Origin of the sequence: Pseudomonas sp. TKO26 (assembly GCF_003225665.1) — a bacterium.
Lineage (GTDB): Bacteria > Pseudomonadota > Gammaproteobacteria > Pseudomonadales > Pseudomonadaceae > Aquipseudomonas > Aquipseudomonas saponiphila.
In genome coordinates, this window is sequence record NZ_QKLN01000041.1 from 75068 (window position 1) to 93843 (window position 18776).

At 60.5% G+C, this 18776-nt stretch carries 20 protein-coding genes; 9 read left to right on the plus strand and 11 right to left on the minus strand.

Features of this window, described 5'->3' with window-relative positions; all coding sequences use genetic code 11:
• Nucleotides 1-128 precede the first annotated feature (128 nt).
• The gene (murJ, locus tag DNK59_RS29890) at nucleotides 129-1667 is read right to left on the minus strand and encodes a murein biosynthesis integral membrane protein MurJ (protein ID WP_110725636.1); all 1539 of its coding nucleotides are present in this window, start codon (nucleotides 1665-1667) and stop codon (nucleotides 129-131) included.
• A gap of 251 nt (nucleotides 1668-1918) precedes the next feature.
• Between murJ and rpsT the strand changes: the two genes are divergently transcribed.
• A complete protein-coding gene (rpsT, locus tag DNK59_RS29900; protein ID WP_016967023.1) occupies nucleotides 1919-2197 on the plus strand; it encodes a 30S ribosomal protein S20 in 279 nt (92 codons plus the stop codon).
• Nucleotides 2198-2306: 109 nt separating this feature from the next.
• Here rpsT and DNK59_RS29905 read toward each other — a convergent pair whose 3' ends face one another.
• The 5 genes from DNK59_RS29905 to rplU form a co-directional block, all read right to left on the minus strand.
• A complete protein-coding gene (locus tag DNK59_RS29905) occupies nucleotides 2307-2768 on the minus strand; it encodes a CreA family protein (protein ID WP_110725637.1) in 462 nt (153 codons plus the stop codon).
• Between the two features lie 19 nt (nucleotides 2769-2787).
• Nucleotides 2788-3906 carry a glutamate 5-kinase gene (proB, locus tag DNK59_RS29910; protein ID WP_060841168.1) on the minus strand — a complete coding sequence of 373 codons (1119 nt, stop codon included), beginning with the start codon at nucleotides 3904-3906 and terminating at the stop codon, nucleotides 2788-2790.
• A gap of 184 nt (nucleotides 3907-4090) precedes the next feature.
• Nucleotides 4091-5314, minus strand: a complete 1224-nt coding sequence (cgtA, locus tag DNK59_RS29915; RefSeq protein WP_016967026.1) for an Obg family GTPase CgtA — start codon at nucleotides 5312-5314, stop codon at nucleotides 4091-4093.
• 195 nt (nucleotides 5315-5509) lie between these two features.
• Nucleotides 5510-5767, minus strand: coding sequence for a 50S ribosomal protein L27 (gene rpmA / locus DNK59_RS29920; protein WP_003228360.1), 258 nt, complete (start codon nucleotides 5765-5767; stop codon nucleotides 5510-5512).
• A gap of 35 nt (nucleotides 5768-5802) precedes the next feature.
• Nucleotides 5803-6114 carry a 50S ribosomal protein L21 gene (gene rplU / locus DNK59_RS29925; RefSeq protein WP_003228361.1) on the minus strand — a complete coding sequence of 104 codons (312 nt, stop codon included), beginning with the start codon at nucleotides 6112-6114 and terminating at the stop codon, nucleotides 5803-5805.
• Nucleotides 6115-6377: 263 nt separating this feature from the next.
• On the opposite strand from rplU, the gene DNK59_RS29930 reads away from it, so the two are divergent.
• The 3 genes from DNK59_RS29930 (at nucleotide 6378) to DNK59_RS29940 (ending at nucleotide 8284) form a co-directional block, all read left to right on the plus strand.
• Nucleotides 6378-7346, plus strand: a complete 969-nt coding sequence (locus DNK59_RS29930) for a polyprenyl synthetase family protein (RefSeq protein ID WP_016967027.1) — start codon at nucleotides 6378-6380, stop codon at nucleotides 7344-7346.
• Between the two features lie 122 nt (nucleotides 7347-7468).
• Nucleotides 7469-7810, plus strand: coding sequence for a zinc ribbon domain-containing protein YjdM (locus DNK59_RS29935; RefSeq protein WP_016967028.1), 342 nt, complete (start codon nucleotides 7469-7471; stop codon nucleotides 7808-7810).
• Between the two features lie 204 nt (nucleotides 7811-8014).
• Entirely contained in the window at nucleotides 8015-8284 is a 270-nt protein-coding gene (locus tag DNK59_RS29940) for a hypothetical protein (protein WP_016967029.1), read from the plus strand.
• 90 nt (nucleotides 8285-8374) lie between these two features.
• Here DNK59_RS29940 and DNK59_RS29945 read toward each other — a convergent pair whose 3' ends face one another.
• The 3 genes from DNK59_RS29945 to DNK59_RS29955 all read right to left on the minus strand — a co-directional run bounded on the left by DNK59_RS29945 (nucleotide 8375) and on the right by DNK59_RS29955 (nucleotide 10048).
• A complete protein-coding gene (locus tag DNK59_RS29945; RefSeq protein ID WP_044465159.1) occupies nucleotides 8375-8992 on the minus strand; it encodes an FKBP-type peptidyl-prolyl cis-trans isomerase in 618 nt (205 codons plus the stop codon).
• Between the two features lie 127 nt (nucleotides 8993-9119).
• On the minus strand, nucleotides 9120-9425 hold the full coding sequence (locus DNK59_RS29950) for a DUF6482 family protein (protein WP_060841170.1): 306 nt from the start codon (nucleotides 9423-9425) through the stop codon (nucleotides 9120-9122).
• Between the two features lie 134 nt (nucleotides 9426-9559).
• Entirely contained in the window at nucleotides 9560-10048 is a 489-nt protein-coding gene (locus tag DNK59_RS29955) for a TIGR00645 family protein (RefSeq protein ID WP_110725638.1), read from the minus strand.
• 162 nt (nucleotides 10049-10210) lie between these two features.
• Here DNK59_RS29955 and DNK59_RS29960 point away from each other — a divergent pair, with 162 nt between their 5' ends.
• Complete coding sequence (locus DNK59_RS29960) at nucleotides 10211-12043, plus strand: hypothetical protein (protein WP_110725639.1); 1833 nt, start codon at nucleotides 10211-10213, stop codon at nucleotides 12041-12043.
• Between the two features lie 21 nt (nucleotides 12044-12064).
• Here the strand turns inward: DNK59_RS29960 and DNK59_RS29965 are convergent, their stop codons facing one another.
• Nucleotides 12065-12388 carry a hypothetical protein gene (locus DNK59_RS29965; RefSeq protein ID WP_092309902.1) on the minus strand — a complete coding sequence of 108 codons (324 nt, stop codon included), beginning with the start codon at nucleotides 12386-12388 and terminating at the stop codon, nucleotides 12065-12067.
• A 213-nt stretch (nucleotides 12389-12601) separates the two neighbouring features.
• Nucleotides 12602-15040, minus strand: a complete 2439-nt coding sequence (locus DNK59_RS29970; protein ID WP_110725640.1) for a Lon protease family protein — start codon at nucleotides 15038-15040, stop codon at nucleotides 12602-12604.
• Between the two features lie 277 nt (nucleotides 15041-15317).
• Between DNK59_RS29970 and DNK59_RS29975 the strand changes: the two genes are divergently transcribed.
• The 4 genes from DNK59_RS29975 (at nucleotide 15318) to DNK59_RS29990 (ending at nucleotide 18773) form a co-directional block, all read left to right on the plus strand.
• Nucleotides 15318-15806, plus strand: a complete 489-nt coding sequence (locus DNK59_RS29975; RefSeq protein ID WP_016967017.1) for a DUF3015 domain-containing protein — start codon at nucleotides 15318-15320, stop codon at nucleotides 15804-15806.
• A 92-nt stretch (nucleotides 15807-15898) separates the two neighbouring features.
• A complete protein-coding gene (locus DNK59_RS29980) occupies nucleotides 15899-17752 on the plus strand; it encodes a DUF4105 domain-containing protein (protein ID WP_110725641.1) in 1854 nt (617 codons plus the stop codon).
• 99 nt (nucleotides 17753-17851) lie between these two features.
• Nucleotides 17852-18208 (plus strand): hypothetical protein, encoded by a 357-nt coding sequence (locus tag DNK59_RS29985; RefSeq protein ID WP_110725642.1) that lies wholly within the window; start codon nucleotides 17852-17854, stop codon nucleotides 18206-18208.
• Nucleotides 18209-18278: 70 nt separating this feature from the next.
• Nucleotides 18279-18773, plus strand: coding sequence for a GreA/GreB family elongation factor (locus DNK59_RS29990; protein ID WP_110725643.1), 495 nt, complete (start codon nucleotides 18279-18281; stop codon nucleotides 18771-18773).
• The last annotated feature ends 3 nt before the right edge of the window (nucleotides 18774-18776 follow it).

The window sequence follows — 18776 nt, forward strand, 5'->3', positions numbered from 1 at the left end:
ACGCGCTTCTTGCTCATAAAGTGGCCGATTATAACCACACCCGGCGGCCGACGACAGGCAGCACCGTAACCCAAAGTGATCGAACCGACAAAACCGGTACCCACCCTGCCCCGACCATCAAAGCGTCATCAGTTCAAGGCTTTGCGATTGAAGTCGCGCAAACGGAAGCCCAGCACGGCCAGCATGCCGAAATAGGCCACCACGCCAGCCACCACCAGAAGTCCCAGACGCAGGAAACGCGCAAGCATGAGCCCTTGGTCCCAGGCCGGCATGAAATGCAGCAATCCCAGAAGCACAGCGGACATTACCGCCACGGCCACCACCAGCTTCAGTGCAAAGCGTCCCCAGCCTGGCTGCGGCTGGAACATCTGCTGTTTGCGCAGTTGATAAAACAAAAGGCCCGCATTGATGCAGGCTCCGGCACTGATGGCCAGGGCCAGGCCGGCGTGTTTCAGGGGGCCAATAAAGGCCAGGTTGAGCAACTGGGTCACGATCAGGGTGAAAATGGCGATTTTCACCGGCGTGCGGATGTTCTGCTGCGCATAAAAGCCCGGCGCCAGCACCTTGATCACGATGATCCCCAGCAAACCAACGGCATAAGCCACCAGTGCGCGCTGGGTCATGGAGGCATCAAAGGCGCTGAACTCGCCATATTGGAACAGCGAGACAGTCAGCGGCTCGGCGAGTATGCCCAGCGCCAGGGCACACGGCAGCACCAGGATGAAACACAGGCGCAGCCCCCAATCGAGAATCCGCGAGTACTCATGACGATCCTTGCTGGCGTAGGTCTTGGCCAGGGTCGGCAGCAGAATGGTCCCCAAAGCGACACCCAGCACGCCGGATGGCAGTTCCATGAGCCGGTCGGCGTAATACATCCAGGACACGGAGCCGGCCACCAGAAACGAGGCAAAGATGGTGTTGATGATCAGCGAGATCTGGCTGACGGACACCCCGAGGATCGCCGGCAGCATCTGCTTCATCACTCGCCAGACACCGGTGTCCCGCAGATTCAAGCGTGGCAGCACCAGCATGCCGATCTTCTTCAGGTGCGGCAGTTGGTAGAGCAATTGCGCCAGGCCACCGGCCAGTACCGCCCAACCCAGCGCCATCACGGGCGGATCGAAATACGGGGTGAGGAACAGCGCAAAGATGATCATGCTGACATTGAGCAGCGTCGGCACGAAGGCCGGTACCGAGAAGCGATTCCAGGTATTGAGGATCGCCCCGGCCAGAGAGGACAGCGAGATCAGCAATATATAAGGAAAGGTCACTCGCAACAGATCGGAGGTCAGGGCGAATTTTTCCGGTGAATCGACGAAACCCGGCGCCGTGGCCCAGATCACCCACGGCGCGGCAATGATGCCCAGGGCTGTGACCAGGGCCAGCACCAGAGTCAGCAACCCCGAGACGTAGGCAATAAAGGTGCGGGTTGCCTCCTCGCCCTGTTGACTCTTGTACTCCGCGAGGATCGGCACGAAGGCCTGGGAGAAGGCGCCCTCGGCAAAGATCCGCCGCAGCAGGTTGGGCAGTTTGAAGGCGATGAAGAAGGCATCCGTCGCCATCCCGGCGCCGAAGGTGCGCGCGATGATGGTATCGCGGACAAACCCCAGCACCCGGGAAAGCATCGTGATAGAGCTGACCGCGGCCAATGACTTGAGCAGGTTCATGAAAAGGTTGTTTGCCTGTAGATAAACAGCAGGCGAAAAGACGCCCACCTATGCGATACTCCGCGCCGCAACAGCACAGAGCCAAAGCTCGCGAGTTTACAGGTCAAGCGCCGGAAATAAATATCCCGCCTCTTCAGATCGACCACTCAGCGGAACGTATCACCCGCCCTTGACAAGACTTCAACTCATCGGCATGATTCGCGGCCTATTTTGTTTGCTATTTCCCAAAAAGTCTTTCGAGGAGCTCGACGGTGGCCAACACACCTTCCGCCAAAAAACGTGCAAAACAGGCTGAGAAGCGTCGCAGCCACAACGCCAGCCTGCGTTCCATGGTTCGTACCTACATCAAGAACGTAGTTAAGGCCATCGACGCCAAAGACGCCGCTAAAGCGCAAGCTGCTTATGTTCTGGCCGTGCCAGTTATCGACCGTATGGCCGATAAAGGCATCATCCACAAGAACAAAGCTGCTCGCCATAAAGGTCGTCTGAATGGCCACATCAAGGCTCTGAACCTTGCTGCTGCAGCCTAAGCGACGCGCTTGTTAAAAAACCGACCCAAGGGTCGGTTTTTTATTGCCTGCCATTTATCACCTCGACCAGCCAGCCCCACCCGGAGCCGGCTCGCCAAGATTCAACATTTCACTGATGCGGCCAAGGCAGGATAGGAATCGCCGTCACCGCATTCTGCGGACTGCCCTCGATCACCCGATCGCTGTAGACCAGGTACACCAGGGTGTTGCGCTTCTTATCGAGAAAACGCACCACCTGCATGGTCTTGAACACCAGGGAAGTACGCTCCTTGAAGACCTCCTCACCATCCTTGAGCTCACCCTTGAACGCGACCGGCCCCACCTGGCGACAAGCGATGGACGCCTCGGCACGGTCCTCCGCCAAACCCAGACCACCCTTGAGGCCACCCGTCTTGGCTCGCGACAGATAGCACGTCACGCCGTCCACCTTGGGATCATCGAAGGCCTCGACCACGATGCGATCATTCGGCCCGACAAACTTGAACACCGTGGACACCTGGCCAATTTCCTCGGCCGAAACCATGAACGGCATCGCCAAGAGCAAGCCCAACAATCCTTTTGCTACGCGCATTCGCTTTTCCTTAGTTCGCTTACACCAGAATCAGGTTATCGCGGTGAACCAGCTCCGGCTCAGCCATGTAACCCAGGACACCCACAATTGCATCAGAGGGCTGACCGATAATCTTCTGCGCCTCAAGCGCACTATAGTTGGCCAGGCCACGGGCGATCTCACGACCGTCAGGCGCCACGCAAACCACCATTTCGCCACGCCGAAAACCACCCTGCACCTGCTTGACCCCCACCGGCAACAAGCTCTTGTTGCCCTGGGCGAGCGCCGATACCGCCCCCTCATCCAGCACCAGGGTGCCACGGGTCTGCAGATGCCCGGCCAGCCACTGCTTGCGCGCCGCCAGCATGCCGCGCTCCGGCGACAACAAGGTGCCAATGCGCTCGCCAGCCTTGAGGCGATCCAGCACCCGCTCCAGACGCCCACCCACAATGATGGTGTGCGCACCGGAGCGCGCCGCCAGTCGCGCCGCACGCAGCTTGGTCTGCATGCCGCCACGCCCCAAGGCACCGCCGGTACCGCCAGCCACGGCATCCAGCGCCGGATCGTCGGCACGCGCCTCGTAAATCAACTGAGCATCGGGATTGCTGCGCGGATCAGCATCGAACATGCCATCGCGATCCGTGAGAATCACCAGCAGATCGGCCTCCACCAGGTTGGCAACCAGCGCCGCCAGGGTGTCGTTGTCGCCAAAGCGGATTTCATCAGTGACCACAGTGTCGTTTTCATTGATCACCGGGATCACCTTGAGCTCCACCAGCGCCCGCAGGGTACTGCGCGCATTGAGGTAACGCTTGCGGTCCGACAGGTCGTCATGGGTCAGCAGAATCTGCGCGGTATGCCGGCCATGCTCGGCAAAACTCGACTCCCAGGCCTGAACCAACCCCATCTGGCCAATGGCAGCGGCCGCCTGCAACTCATGCATCGCACTCGGTCGTGCGGTCCAGCCCAGGCGGCTCATCCCGGCCGCCACAGCGCCCGAGGAAACCAATACCAATTCGACGCCAGCCTCATGCAAGGCCACCATTTGCTCGACCCATACACCCATTGCAGCGCGATCCAGCCCCTTGCCGTCCGCCGTCAGCAGCGCGCTACCGATCTTCACGACCCAGCGTTGCGCACCCGTCACCTTGCTCCGCATCTTATTCAACCTTTGCCAGCGAGCAGCGCGACCGAGCGCCACTCATGGGGTTATTCGTATTTACGCCTTGCAGATACCAAAACGCCGCTCGAATGAGCGGCGCCTTGAGAGCTGGCTGGCAGCGATGATAACACCGCGCCAGGCCAGATAAACCGTCTTCGCGGGCCAGCCCGCGACGACAGGATCAGTCGCGGACGTAGATGATTTCCGGACCATCCTCGTCATCCACATCCTCTTCATCCCAATCATCGTCACCGATGTCGTGGACACTCTTGACGCCACTGCGACGCAGAGCACGCTGATCATCCAGCGCCTGCAACTGGGCACGCGCCTCATCCTCGATACGCTGATCCAGCTCGGCCAGCTCGTCGGCGTAGGCCGGGTCGGCTGCCAGACGGTCAGCGCGATCCTCCAGGTAACGCATGATGTCGCGACTCAGACGCTCGGTGCCATCCTTGGAAATGGCCGAGATCACATAGACAGGACCGGTCCACTGCAGGCGATCAACGATCTCCTTGACTCGCTCCTCACGCTCTTCCTCAAGGATCTGATCGCTCTTGTTCAATACCAGCCAACGCTCGCGCTCGGCCAGGGACGGACTGAACTTGACCAGCTCGTTGACAATCACCTCCGCAGCATCCGCCGGACTGCTTTCGTCCAGCGGCGCCATATCCACCAGGTGCAGCAGGATGCGCGTGCGCGCCAAGTGCTTGAGGAAGCGAATCCCCAGGCCCGCACCATCGGAAGCCCCTTCGATCAGCCCCGGAATATCGGCAATGACGAAGCTCTTCCAGCGATCGACGCTGACCACGCCCAGGTTCGGCACCAGGGTGGTGAACGGATAATCGGCCACCTTCGGCTTGGCCGCGGAAACCGAGCGAATAAAGGTACTTTTGCCGGCATTCGGCAGGCCCAGCAGACCGACGTCCGCCAGCACCTTCAGCTCCAGCTTGAGATCACGCTGCTCACCCGGCTTGCCTGGAGTGGTTTGGCGCGGCGCACGATTGGTACTGGACTTGAACCGGGTGTTACCCAGACCGTGCCAGCCGCCCTGCACCACCATCAGGCGCTGACCGGCCTTGGTCAGGTCGCCAATGACCTCCTGGGTGCCGGCATCGATGATGGTGGTGCCGACCGGAACCCGCAGCTCCAGGTCTTCACCCTTCTTGCCGGTGCAGTCGGTACTGCCACCATTGGAACCGCGCTCGGCATCGAAATGCCGGGTGTAACGGTAATCCACCAGGGTATTGAGGTTTTCGTCGGCAACCATATAGATCGAGCCGCCGTCACCACCATCGCCGCCGTTGGGACCACCGTTCTCGATGAATTTTTCCCGACGGAAACTCATGCAGCCATTGCCGCCGTCGCCGGCCTTTACTCGAATCGAAACTTCATCAACAAACTTCATGTTCAAACGCCTCTCGCCACACGGGCGAGCTGAAAAGCACTAAGACATAAGACTCTTGCAAAAATGAGCGCAGCGACCTCAATCAACGACCGAAACATCCAACGCTGGCAGCTCGTACAAACAGTTTTGCAAGAGACTCATCCCACAAACGAAAAAGCCCCGTCGCGAGACAGGGCTTTTCCAGCGATCGCGCAATTAAGCTGCGACAACGCTCACGTAACGACGACCGAAGGCGCCTTTTACTTCGAACTTGATCACGCCTTCGATTTTCGCGAAGAGGGTGTGATCTTTACCCATGCCAACGCCGTAGCCAGCGTGGAATTGGGTGCCGCGCTGACGCACGATGATGTTGCCGGCCTTGATGACCTGGCCGCCATACATCTTCACGCCAAGGCGTTTGGCTTCTGAGTCGCGACCGTTACGGGTACTACCACCAGCTTTTTTGTGTGCCATGAGTTCAATTCTCCTAGTGAGGAATTAGGCTGAAATTAAGCCTGAATACCGGTGATTTTGATCTCGGTGAACCACTGGCGGTGGCCCATACGCTTCATGTGGTGCTTACGGCGACGGAACTTGATGATGCGGACTTTATCGTGACGACCTTGGGAGATCACTTCAGCCTTGACGGTTGCGCCAGCAACAACAGGTGCGCCGATGTTCACGTCGTCGCCGTTGGCGACCAGCAGAACGCGGTCAAAAGTCACGGATTCGCCAGTGGCGACTTCCAGTTTTTCGATCTTCAGGTATTCACCTTCAGCGACCTTGTATTGCTTACCGCCGGTAACGATTACTGCGTACATGGTATTTCTCCGATAATCCTGCTCACCCAGCTCTTTATAAGAAGAGGTATTGGCTGGCATGGCTGCATGGGGCTGGAACGGCCCAAGTGCAATTGCGTAAGGCAGGTGCTGCCCAGGAAGTTCAGGGTGCGCGATTGTACGCAAGGCACAATAGCGATGCAAGTGCCGTTCAGGCGGCGCGAAGCACCGCCGGGAGCGCGCCTTGACACCTGCGGACGCGGGTCCTAGCATGCCGCGCAACCCTTCTGGAGCACCTGTCGCTGATGCAACCCCAAGCTTTCTACCGCGCGGTGGCGGACGATTTTAGCGCCGTCGACGGCATCATCAAGAAACAGTTGACTTCCCGAGTACCGCTGGTTTCAAAAATCGGTGACTACATCACCTCGGCCGGAGGCAAGCGCCTGCGTCCGCTGCTGGTGTTGCTATGTGGCAAGGCCCTGGGCCGCGAAGGCGATGACCTGCGCCTACTGGCCGCCACCATCGAGTTCCTGCACACCGCCACCCTGCTGCACGACGACGTGGTCGACATGTCCGGCATGCGCCGTGGCCGCTCCACCGCCAACGCCATGTGGGGCAATGCTCCCAGCGTCCTGGTGGGCGATTTCCTGTACTCGCGCTCCTTCGAGATGATGGTTGAGCTGGGCTCGATGCCGGTCATGCGCATTCTGTCCCAGGCCACGCGGATCATCGCCGAAGGCGAAGTGCTGCAACTGTCCAAGGTGCGTGACGCCAGCACCACCGAAGAAACCTATATGGAAGTCATTCGCGGCAAGACCGCGATGCTCTTCGAAGCCTCGACCCACAGCGCCGCCGCCCTGGCCGGCGCGACGCCGGAACAGGCCGAAGCCCTGCGCACCTTTGGCGACCATCTGGGCGTGGCCTTCCAACTGGTAGACGACCTGCTGGACTACCGTGGCGATGCCGAAACCCTGGGCAAGAACGTCGGTGACGACCTGGCGGAGGGTAAACCGACCCTGCCGCTGATCTACACCATGCGTGAAGGCACCCCGGAACAGGCAGCCCTGGTACGCCAGGCGATCCAGAAGGGCGGTATCGAGGACCTGGAAAGCATCCGTGCCGCAGTTGAGGCGTCGGGCTCCCTGGACTACACCGCGCAACTGGCTCGCGACTACGTGGCTCGCGCCATTACCTGCCTGGAAGCCCTGCCACCCAGCGAATACCGTGACGCGCTGGTGGAACTGAGCGAATTCGCCGTCGCCCGCACCCACTAAACCGCGCTGGCTCCTGCCGATCTGCAGGAGCCGGCTCGCCGGTGCAACTGCCCAGCGCCCCCTCCGCGACAAAACCCTATACAATGTGCGCTTTTTAGCCATCCTGACTTTGAGGAGCTTAAGTGAGCACTTTGCCACCCTGCCCAAAATGCAATTCCGAATACACCTACGAGGACGGCACCCAGCTGATCTGCCCCGAGTGCGCCCACGAGTGGTCTGCCAGCGGCGAAGCCGAAGCCGCATCCGATGAAGCCGTGAAGAAAGATTCGGTGGGCAACGTGCTGCAAGACGGCGACACCATCACCGTGATCAAGGACCTCAAGGTCAAGGGCACCTCTCTGGTGGTCAAGGTCGGCACCAAGGTCAAGAACATCCGCCTGTGCGATGGCGACCACGACATCGACTGCAAGATCGACGGCATCGGCCCGATGAAGCTCAAATCCGAGTTCGTCCGCAAGGTCTGACGCCTGCACCCTCTCGCGCCTGCCGCGAGAGGGTATCCCGCCTATACCCCCGCCATGCTTGATTCACACGCCTGCTAGCGAAAAGCCAGCCGATTTGATCGAAAACAATTTCCACACAGAAAAAAGCAGAAACCGCCAATAGGTACTTGCTATTCATTGAATAAGAATTATTCTCATTGAAACCCATTCAAGGAGATGACACCCATGACTTATTTGATTGATGCCTGGCTGGACCGGCCACACCCCTACCTGCGAATCCTGCATCGGGAAACCGGGGAAGTCTGTGCTGTGCTGGAAGAGGAAGCCCTGAGCGAGCTGCAGGACCAGGGGGATCTGGACCTGAACGGTTTGAGCTCCAGCGAGCCGCTGGTACTCAAGGAGTTGGTGCGCAACCTGTTTTTGTTCTGCTACGCCAGAGCCTTGCGGCCAACCGGCGCCGATGGCCAGAGCCTGGGCGCAAAAATCCGTCTATGAAACCAGGAGCGCGAAAGGGGCAAGCTGGCCGAAGATGAACTGACCGCGCGTGCGCGGCCGCCATCGCCAGCCATCTGGCCCCTACACGGGTTACAGAACGTCCAGCAGCTCGACGTCGAACACCAGAACGCTGTGCGGCGGGATGCTGCCCACGCCTTGTGCGCCGTAAGCTAGTTCGCTCGGCACGTACAGACGCCATTTGCTACCGGCGTTCATCAGTTGCAGCGCTTCGGTCCAGCCGGCGATCACGCCACCTACCGGGAACTCGGCAGGCTGGCCGCGCTCGTAGGAGCTGTCGAACACGGTGCCGTCGATCAGGGTGCCATGATAGTGGGTGCGCACGCTGTCTTCGCGGGATGGCTTGGCGCCGTCGCCCTGGGTCAGCACTTCAAATTGCAGACCGGAAGCCAGGGTGGTGATGCCTTCACGCTTGGCGTTTTCCGCCAGGAAAGCCAGGCCGGCACCAGCAGCCGCTTCAGCCTTGGCTGCCGCTTCGGCCTGCATGATTTCGCGAATCACCTTGAAGCTGGCGGACATCTCTTCCTGACCCACACGGCTTGGCTTACCGGCGAATGCGTCGGTCAGGCCCGCCAGGATTGCGTCCAGGCTCACACCCGGTGGCGGGTTGTCGCGCAGCTGGTCACCCAGCTGACGGCCAATACCGTAGCTGACGCGGGTTTCGTCGGTGGACAGATTTACTTCGGACATGACACTGCTCCGCTGTGCGGACGGCCCAGGAACGGCCGCAGAAACACAGGGCCTCCCGGAGCGCCCGGAATCAAAAGGGCGAGCAGACTAGCACAGAAGTTCGGCGATAATCAGCGCAACCCCGCCATTACCAGGCAGAGCGCATTGTGATCGGTACCTTCAGGCTTTCTTCGGCACTGGCGGACAAACCGCACATCTCATCGTGCACCGAAGTGTGGATCAGGTTGAAAGGCAACTTGGGAAAGGACTGCAATACCTCACGGGCATGCTCTACCGAACGCAGATGAAACATCTGCCCCTGGGCGTCGCTGAGCGGGTAAGCAGCCCCGTGCATGCGCGCTTCAAGCAGATAGATCCCGCCTTCCAGGGAGATCAGGTTCAATTCATCGACTTTTCCGGCGATGGCGTAGGCATTCATTTCCTGCAGGTTCATAAGCGCACCTCGTGCATTGGAAACCTCCGACGCCTACATGGATATTCCTCGGCCAAGAAAAGCACAAGCCACAAACAACACCGCCCGTCCGTTTCGCAACGCACAGGCGGCCGGTACTCATCCAGCAGGCGCAATCAGTGCTTGGTCAGCTTGTCCAGGTAGCCCATGGCAAACGCCGAAATCACGAAGGTCATGTGAATCACCACGTACCACAGCAGGTACTCGGTCGGAGTGTTCTTGGCGTCCATGAACACCCGCAACAGGTGAATCGACGAAATGGCCACGATAGACGCCGCCACCTTCATCTTCAGCGACGAAGAATCCATCTTGCCCAGCCAGCTGAGCTTTTCCTTGTTTTCGTCAATGTCCAGCTGCGAGACGAAGTTCTCATAGCCGGAGATCATCACCATCACCAGCAGACCGCCCACCAGGGCCATGTCGATCAACGACAGCAGGACCAGGATCAGATCCGACTCAGCCATCGAAAACACATTGGGAATGACGTGAAAGACTTCCTGGAAGAACTTCAATGCCAACGCCAGCAGGCCCAAGGACAAACCGAAGTAGATCGGCGCCAGCAGCCAGCGTGAGGCATACATCGCATTTTCGATAAAACGTTCCATTGAATCTCGCACCCGGAGTAAAAAACGGCGGCGAGTATATCAGCGCTCCAAATGCCCATAAACCAAAGGCAATCTCCGTTTCTACGAGTTTTTCCGCACGTTTTTTCTGCTAGTGTCGAACCGTTCCTACCACTCACCGACATTGGACAGGAAGACTGGAAAATGGATTTGCGATTGCCTTTGACAAGCATCGGCCTTGGCCTGGTTCTGCTGATCAGCGGCGGCTGTTCACCCAGCGACGAAAACAAGCAGGCCAGCCTCGAAGAGAGAACCCGGCAGTTCGAGGCCTCCCTGGACGCCATTCAGGATCCCAAGCTGAAAGATGCCGTCAGCGATCTCGGGGGCTCGCTACTGCTTCTGGAGCGTGCGCAAGGCAAGCTTGCCAGCAAGCCGATCGACACCGAATACGGCGAAGACAGCCTGGCCCTGCTCAAGCACTACCCCACGCCACAAGCCTTGGTGGACACCTACGTCAATGGCCTGTTCGTGCTGCGCAAGCCTTCCAGCTCCGACTACCTGACCGATCTGCAACCGGTGTTTCCCTTCAGCTTCGAAATGCCCGCGCAGTTCCCCTTTCCCCACGGCCTGGAGTGGCAGTCGGTCACCCTGAGCAACAAGAAAGTCATCCCCTTCCAACCTGAATGGTCGGAGACCGATCCGGGGATTCAACTGAGCCCGTCAAGCTCCAACCTGACCAATCCGGACGACCTGACCGTAACCTACCCCTTTATCGAGGGCCTGGAGGTGGACAACAAGAACCAGCCGCAGCCCGTCTCCCTGCTGGGCAAGCTTGAAGTGATCGCCCCCAGTCGCGTACTCACCTTCGAGCTGAGCAAGGCCGATATCGGCAAGCCACGCCAAGACGGCAACATCCGCCTGACCCTGCTGTCGCTGGAGAAAAACGTCGCTGAAATCGAACTGAACAACAGCAGCCCGCTCCCCGAAGAGGCCAACGACACGTCGCTCAACCCGCTGTTGACACAAGCCCGGGACAGCACCGGCCAGATACTCTCCCGCTCCGGCTCGATCAACGAGAGCGCGGCACAAATTGCCTTTTACCAACAGCAACTGGCCGAGATGCAGAAGCAGAAAAGCTGGAGCGACGACTTCGAGAAACAACTGGAGAACGAGCAGAAGGCCTTCGAGCAACAACACACCAATCATTACGCCAAGGTGTATTTCAACGGCGTGGTGGAAAAGCTCGAGGTGGCGGTGCTCGACTTCGCTCAGGCCAGCGTCACACGCAAGGACCTGGAACTGCCGGTGCATCGTTTCGACCGCAGCACCACCGACAAGAACGTCCAGCCGCTGCCCATGCCGGTGGTGGTCTATGACGATCAGGCTGCCAACTACCTCAAGGGCGCTCAGCTCGACGAGGAAACCCTGAAGAAATCCGTGACCATCAGCCAATCGGTGGAGGATGCCAGCGCAATGCGCATTGAGTTCAGCCACTCACGGACCTTCAATGACGAACTGCTGGGCTCGGAGTTCAGCACCGGCGACACGCCCCTGACCTTCTTCACCCAGAACGACAAGGGCCAGCGCGGCGAACCGATCGAACTGCCCGACGAGGCCTTCGAGATCGACCCGCTGCGCGGCATCATCACCTACGACCTCAACCTGTTCCCGGAAACCCCGGCTTACGCCGTGGGCTCCATTCCACTGTTCCTGGCCAGCATCAAGAAGGACAGCATCAGCACCCGGCAGCTGCCCAAGGGGCTCGAGCTCAAGGGCAATGCCCTGATCGTGGACCAGAAACTCTTCCCCGCGGACGCCTGGCGCTTTTATGCCAAGGACGACAACGGCCAGTACCTGAAGGAGATTCTCGCGACCAGCCATACCGCGTCGGCCGATGGTCCGGCGCTGTTCGACGTGCACTACTTCTACGGCCAGCCCAGCCAGTTGGAGAGCTATACCCGCAGCGACCTCGAAACCGTGGAATATGGCTTCGAGGTCAAGTTGGAGAAAAGCGAGTCGGCACCACCAGCTTCCTGAGGATCAGGGCTCGGGCTGGAACTAGAAGTCGCCGACGCCGCGTCCCCGTTCGCCATTGATCTGCCGCAGCTGGGCCTGGAGGTGCAGGCACCAGATCTGCGGGTCGTCGGCCAACTGATAGCCATGGGTGGTCAGGCTTTCAACGATCGAGTCGAGAATCGATTCGGCGACCACGGGGCCACAGAACGGTCCCTGGGACTTGATCGCGGAGGGTTGTTCACCGGCCATTCCGGCGGCGAAGAGAAGAGTCCACATACCGTTGTCCCCCGCCAGTGGGCGGACGCTGCATTCGATACGGGTAACCAGGCCAAGGCATTGGCGGGTGAGACAAAGGTTGCGCGACATGGCGGCGACCCTCGGTAGAACCACTGTTCAGCCTTCAGTTGAGGGCTGTTTCGATCCAGCGACGACTGTCGTTCTCCTTGCCCTGAGAATAGAAGAAAAGCCTGATAAACAAAGTTGAGCGATCCGACAGGCGCCGAATGGTCTATTTTGTCAAATTGACGTCAGACTCCCGACGCCGACAGCGAGGGACACAGCCCTCGCCATCGACAGCCGTCACGCAGGCTTGGCCTCGCTCAACGCCTCTTGCGCCAACTCCTTTTCCGCCTCTTTGAGATCTTCTTCACTGATCATCTCGGCGATGACCCGCAGACGCTCTACAACCCGCGCATTGACGCTGCCTTCAGGGAACTGCCCTTCGGCATCCGGCTCACCGGCCGGCTCACCCACCAGCAAGCTCAGGGCCTCGTCTGCCTGACGCACCGCGTAGACATGGAACTGCCCGGCACGCACCGCCTGCAGCACTTTCTCGTCGAGCATCAGGGTGGCCACGTTGGCCTGGGGAATGATCGCCCCCTGCTCTCCCGTCAGGCCGCGAGCCTCGCACAACCGGAAGAAGCCTTCGATCTTCTCGTTGACCCCGCCCACCGCCTGCACTTCGCCGAACTGGTTGATCGAGCCGGTGATGGCAAAACACTGCTTGAGTGGGGTTTTCGACAGCGCCGAAATCAACGTGCAGGCCTCTCCCAGGGAAGCACTGTCGCCGTCCACGTAGCCGTAGGACTGCTCCAGGGCAATGCTGGCGGAAATCGCCAGAGGGAACTCCTGGGCATAGCGGCTGCCCAGGTAACCAGTCAGGATCATCACCCCCTTGGAGTGAATCGGCTGGCCAAGATTGACCTCACGCTCGATGTCGACAATACCGCTGCCGCCCGGATACACCGTGGCGGAAATCCGCGCCGGCACCCCGAACGCCGAGTCGCCGACTTCCAGCACCGTCAGGCCGTTGCACTTGCCCACGGCCGCGCCGTCGGTGTCGATCAGGATGATCCCGGCCAGCATGTCGTCGAGGATCCGCGCCGACACCCGGCCGGTACGCGTGGCCTTGGCTTTCAGTGCTCGCTCGATATGCCCGGCGTCGGTCATCTCGTCCGAGGCCAGGTGACGGATGAAGTCGGCCTCGCTGACCAGTTGGAACAGATCGCCAATCCGCGCCGAAAGACGCCCCTGGTGTTCCGCCAGACGTGCACTGTAGGTAGCCAGCCGCGCCACGGCATCGGCTGTCAGCGGCGCCATGCCCTCCTCCGAGGTGCGGGTTTTGAGCAGCTGGGCGAATTGCTCCAGGCTTTCGTCCACCATCGGAATGTCTTCGTCGAAATCCACCAGTACCCGGAACATCTCCTGGAAGTCCGGGTCCAGGTCCTGCAGCGTGTAATACAGCTGGCGGGCACCGATGATGATGACCTTGACCTGCAACGGGATCATTTGCGGCGTCAGGGTCACGGTGGCCAGGCGGCCCATCTCGCCCAGAGGCGATTCCATCTTCAGCTTGCGTGACTGCAGGGCACGCTTGAGGGCGTCCCAGACAAAGGGCTCGCTGAGCATCTTCTCGGCTTCCAGGATCAGGAAGCCGCCATTGGCCCGATGCAAGGCACCGGGACGCAGTTGCCGGTAAGTGGTGTAGAGCGCGCCCTGATCGGTGCTGTACTCGATCCGGCCAAACAGATTGTCGTAAGTCGGATGCGGCTCGAACACCACCGGCGCACCACCACTGGCCGGGTGACCCACCACCAGGCTCGGGCAGTACTGCTCTTCCAGCAGCTTGCGCGCCACCGCGTCGGTCTTGCTGTCGTCCACCAACTGCTCGACCACCGTCTTCAGCAGATAGACCTGCATCGCCTGCAGATATCCACAGACCGCGGCGTTTTCCGCGTACTTCTCGGACAGCGGCGCGAGCAAGGGCTGCAAGGCCAGGGTGATGGTTTCCTCATTGAGCTGGCGCAGCTGGTTGCTCGACTCGCGCTTCCATTGCGGCAGACTCGCCAGCTCTTCGTTGAGGCGCTCTTCCAATGCGGAAATGTCCTCATGGAAGCGCTCGCGATCGGCCTCCGGCAACTGAGCGAATTCGGCTTCGTCCAGGGCCTTGCCATCGAACATCGGGGTAAAGGCGATGTTGCTGCTGTCGCGGTACAGCGCCACGTCCTTTTCCAGCGCCAGGCGCTCGATCACATCCAGGGCACGGTCATAACGCTGGTTGAAGGCGCGGTCGATGGCGCTCTTCTTCTGCTGATAGGACGGATGCTCGAACACCGCAGGAAAGGTCGCCAGCAGGTTGTCGATCAGGCCGTTGATGTCGCTGATGAAGCTGCCGGCGGCACCGGCAGGCAACTCCAGCGCCCTAGGCTCCCTGGGCTCGTCGAAATTGTTGACGTAGACCCAGTCGGACGGGGTCTGCAGGCGCTTGCCTTCGGCCTTCAGGTAACGCTTGACGAAGGAGAAGCGGCCGGTGCCCGGCTCGCCCATGACAAACACGTTGTAACCGGGGCGGGGCATGGCCACGCCAAACTGCAAGGCTTCGACCGCACGTTCCTGGCCAAGCACACCGCGAAAGGGCTCCAAATCATTGGTGGTCGAGAAGCTGAACTGTTCAGCAGAGAAAGGGCGGGTCAGCGCTTCAGGCGCAAGACGCAGGCTGGCAGCAACAGGATCAGGCATCGGGCTTCCTTACATCAGGCGGGGCAGATGGCGGCATTCTGGCGCCGGGTATGCCCGGCTGGCAAGGCGCGCCTCAGGGGAAAGCATAGACAAGCCGGATACCGTCCCCAGCGACAAATAAATCCTGCTGTTTCAGGCACTGTTTGTAAAAAATCACGGAACCCGGGGAACCTGCCTAAACTCCAAACTGCGCGGCTGGATAGATAACCGGCCCACTGGTGCCCCCACGGGCCAGTCTCCCCCCGTCCATTGGTATGCACACAAAGAGAACAACGCTATGAAACGGATTCTTCTCGGTACTCTTTTCACCGCTGTATCCCTCAACGCCATGGCTCAAGCGCCCGGCGGTCCGGATTGCGGCTGGGGCAACATGCTGTTCCAAGGCCAGCGTGGCACGCCTGCGCACTTCCTGGCCTCCACCACCAACGGCACCTCCGGCAACGCCACCTTCGGCATGACCTCCGGCACCAACGGTTGCTCCACCAACGCCTCGCTGACCTATGGTGGCAAATCCTGGTTCGCCATGAACGGCATGATGAACGAGCTCTCCGAAGACATGGCCAAGGGTCAAGGCGAAGCCCTGACCACCTACGCCGTGGTACTCGGCGTAGCACCTGAAGACCGAGCGCACTTTGCCGCGGTCACCCACGAACACTTCCAGCAGATCTTCAGCAAGGCTGACGTGACCGCGGAAGATGTGCACACCAATACCCTGGCCGTGTTGAAGAACGATGCGCGCCTGGCGAAATACGCCACTCCAGCTTAATCTCGACCCGCCCGCTTCCTTCGGGGAGCGGGTTTTATTTTGCGGACCTTGCCCATCTTGGGTCTTTGTATTTCCGACTTAAGTTGCCCACCATGCTCAAACGCCTTGCCTACCTGGCGCTCTGTGTCTGCGCCCCGCTGTATGCCGCGCCCCAGATCGACCCCCAACGTTTGCAGCAACTGGCCCATGACCCCTTCTGGATTTCCATAGGTCATTACGAAACCGCCCAGCTCGGTGGCTGGCGCAGTTACGTCAGCGACCCGAAGTTCTTCCTGGCGGTCGACGGCGCCCATCATCCCGATGCCGAACTGGCCGCGACCCTGAAAGCCCTCTACGCCCCGGCCGACGCAGGTGACCGGCATGCCCAGTGCGTCTACCCATCCCGCACCCGCTGGCTCAAGGCACAACTGGGCCTGAACGATTTGCCCCAGGTGGACTGCGCCGAGTTCAGGCAGTGGTTCAAGGATGTGTCGCCCCACAGCACGGTGATGATCTTTCCGGCCGCGTACCTGAACAGCCCCTCGTCGATGTTCGGCCACACCCTGTTGCGCATCGACCAGGCCGATGTGCAGAGCAACCACACCGCCCTGCTCAGCTACGCGATCAACTTCGGTGCCTATATCGAAGGGTCCGACAACAGCATCCTCTACGCCTGGAAAGGCTTGATGGGCGGCTACCCGGGGCTGTTCGCCCTGGTGCCCTACCAGGAAAAGCTCTCGGAATACCGCAGCCTGGAAAACCGCGACCTGTGGGAGTACCGGCTGAACCTGACCCAAGCCGAAACCGAACGCATGGTGGAGCACGTCTGGGAACTCAAGCAGATCAAGTTCGACTACTTCTTCTTCGACGAGAACTGCTCCTACCGCCTGCTGGAACTGCTGCAGGTGGCTCGGCCCAGCCTGCGCCTGACCGGCCAGTTCCCCCTGACCGCCATTCCCACCGACACGGTCAAGGCCGTCAAGGACGCCGGCCTGGTGGAGCGGATCGACTATCGCCCTTCCCGGGAGCGGGAGCTGCTCAGCCGCGCCCAGCCCCTGAGCCACGCCGAACAGCAGTGGGTACTCAAGGTCAGCGCCGATCAGAAACAAATGCAGACTGGCGAATTCAAGGCCCTGCCCCGGGATCGCCAGGCCTTGATCGTCGATGCAGCCTACCGCCTCGAACGCTACCGGGCCAACGGCCTGGAACGTGATGCGGAGCGTTCCCAGCGCAGCTTCGAACTGCTGCGGGCGATCAACCAGAACCCGGCGCCAGAGCTGCAGATCCAGCGGCCCGGCCTGCCGGAAGACGGCCACCAGTCCCGCACCTGGCAACTGGGCGTCGGCACCCGGGACGACCGGGCTTTCGCCGAATACGGCCTGCGCATGGCCTACCACGACCTGAACGACAACGCCGAAGGCTTCCCCCTGGGGGCGCAGATCGAGATCCTGCAGATGAAACTGCGCCAGTACGAAGGCAACCACTGGCAGCTGCAACAGCTGGACCTGGCCACCATCCGCTCACTGACCCCGCGTAACGAACTGCTGCAACCCTGGTCCTGGCAGGTCACCGGCGGCCTGGAGCGGGTGCCGGGCAAGCACGACGATGAAACCCTGGTCAGCCACGTCAACGGAGGAGCCGGCGGCACCTGGCAACTGGGCGAGGACACCCTGGGCTTTGTCCTGGGCACCGTGCGAGTCGAACACAACGCTGATTTCGCCGGTTTCATCGCCCCGGCGGCAGGCTTCAACTCCGGGCTGCTGTGGAAAAACCCGCTGGGCAATTTCAGCGTCGAAGCCAAGGGCGACTACTTCACCAACGGCGAGGTGCGCCGCAGCCTGAGCCTCAACCAGCAATGGGAACTGTCACGCAATCTGGGCCTGCGTTTGAGCGCGCAACGGGAGTTCAGCCAACTGGCGACCCCGGTGAACGAAGTGCTGCTGGAACTCAAGTGGTATCACTATTAACAGCAGCCGCAAGCTTCAAGCTGTTAGCGACAAGGTTTTCACGCCTCGCCGACAATCGCCCTTCTAGACTTCACTCAGGTGAAGCCCGGGAGCTTGTGGATGTGGCGTTATGCTTGGGCTGTGCTGGCACTGGCCCTGATCGGTGGCTGTGAGTCGAACCACGAGTATTTGCTCAAGCAAGGCTACCCGCCGGCCTTTGTCGACGGCTTCGATGCGGGCTGCGTCAGCGGCCGCCAGGCGGCCGGATCGATGAGCGGCGAGTATCGCAAGGACGTTCCGCGCTACCTGGCGGACCCGCAATACGCCGCGGGCTGGGACGACGGTTTCCGCCAATGCCAGGGCATGCTGGAGAATCAGGACCGCAACCGTTACCGCGATCGTCACTGGGACGAGCGGGAGCGGGCCTGGCAACAGGAAAAGGATCGCGACGCGGCCCGGGCCTATCGCTCGCCGTAAGTCGCTTACAGGCAACCGCCCTGCTTGAAAGTCTGCAACCATGGCCTCCCCTCCACTCAAGGAGCACCTCATGAGCCGCGCTTTCGTCAATGAAGATCAGGCCGCAGCCCAGGCCGAACAGCCCGTGGAGCGCCAGATCAGCACCCAGCCCAACTACGTCACGCCCCAGGGCCTTGCCGAATTGCAGGCCAAAGTCGCCCTGCTGCACAGCCAGCACGCGGAGCAAAATGCCCTGGGGGATGCCGCCGACAAGCAGCAGGTGGCCGAGCTTGAGCGCGACCTGCGTTATTTTACCCAGCGCCTGCATAGCGCCCAGGTGGTCACGCCAGCCACTTCAACCGACAAGGTACAGATCGGCAGCCGCGTGACCTTCGCCGATGACCAGGGTCATCAGCAAAGCGTGCAACTGGTGGGAGAGGATCAAGCCGATGCGGCCCGGGGACTGATCAACTGGGCCTCGCCCCTGGGCCGTGCCCTGCTGGGGGCACAACCCGGTGACGAGGTTCTGTGGCAGCGGCCGGCGGGCAATCAGTTGATCGAGATCATCCGTATCGAACCGGCCTGAGAC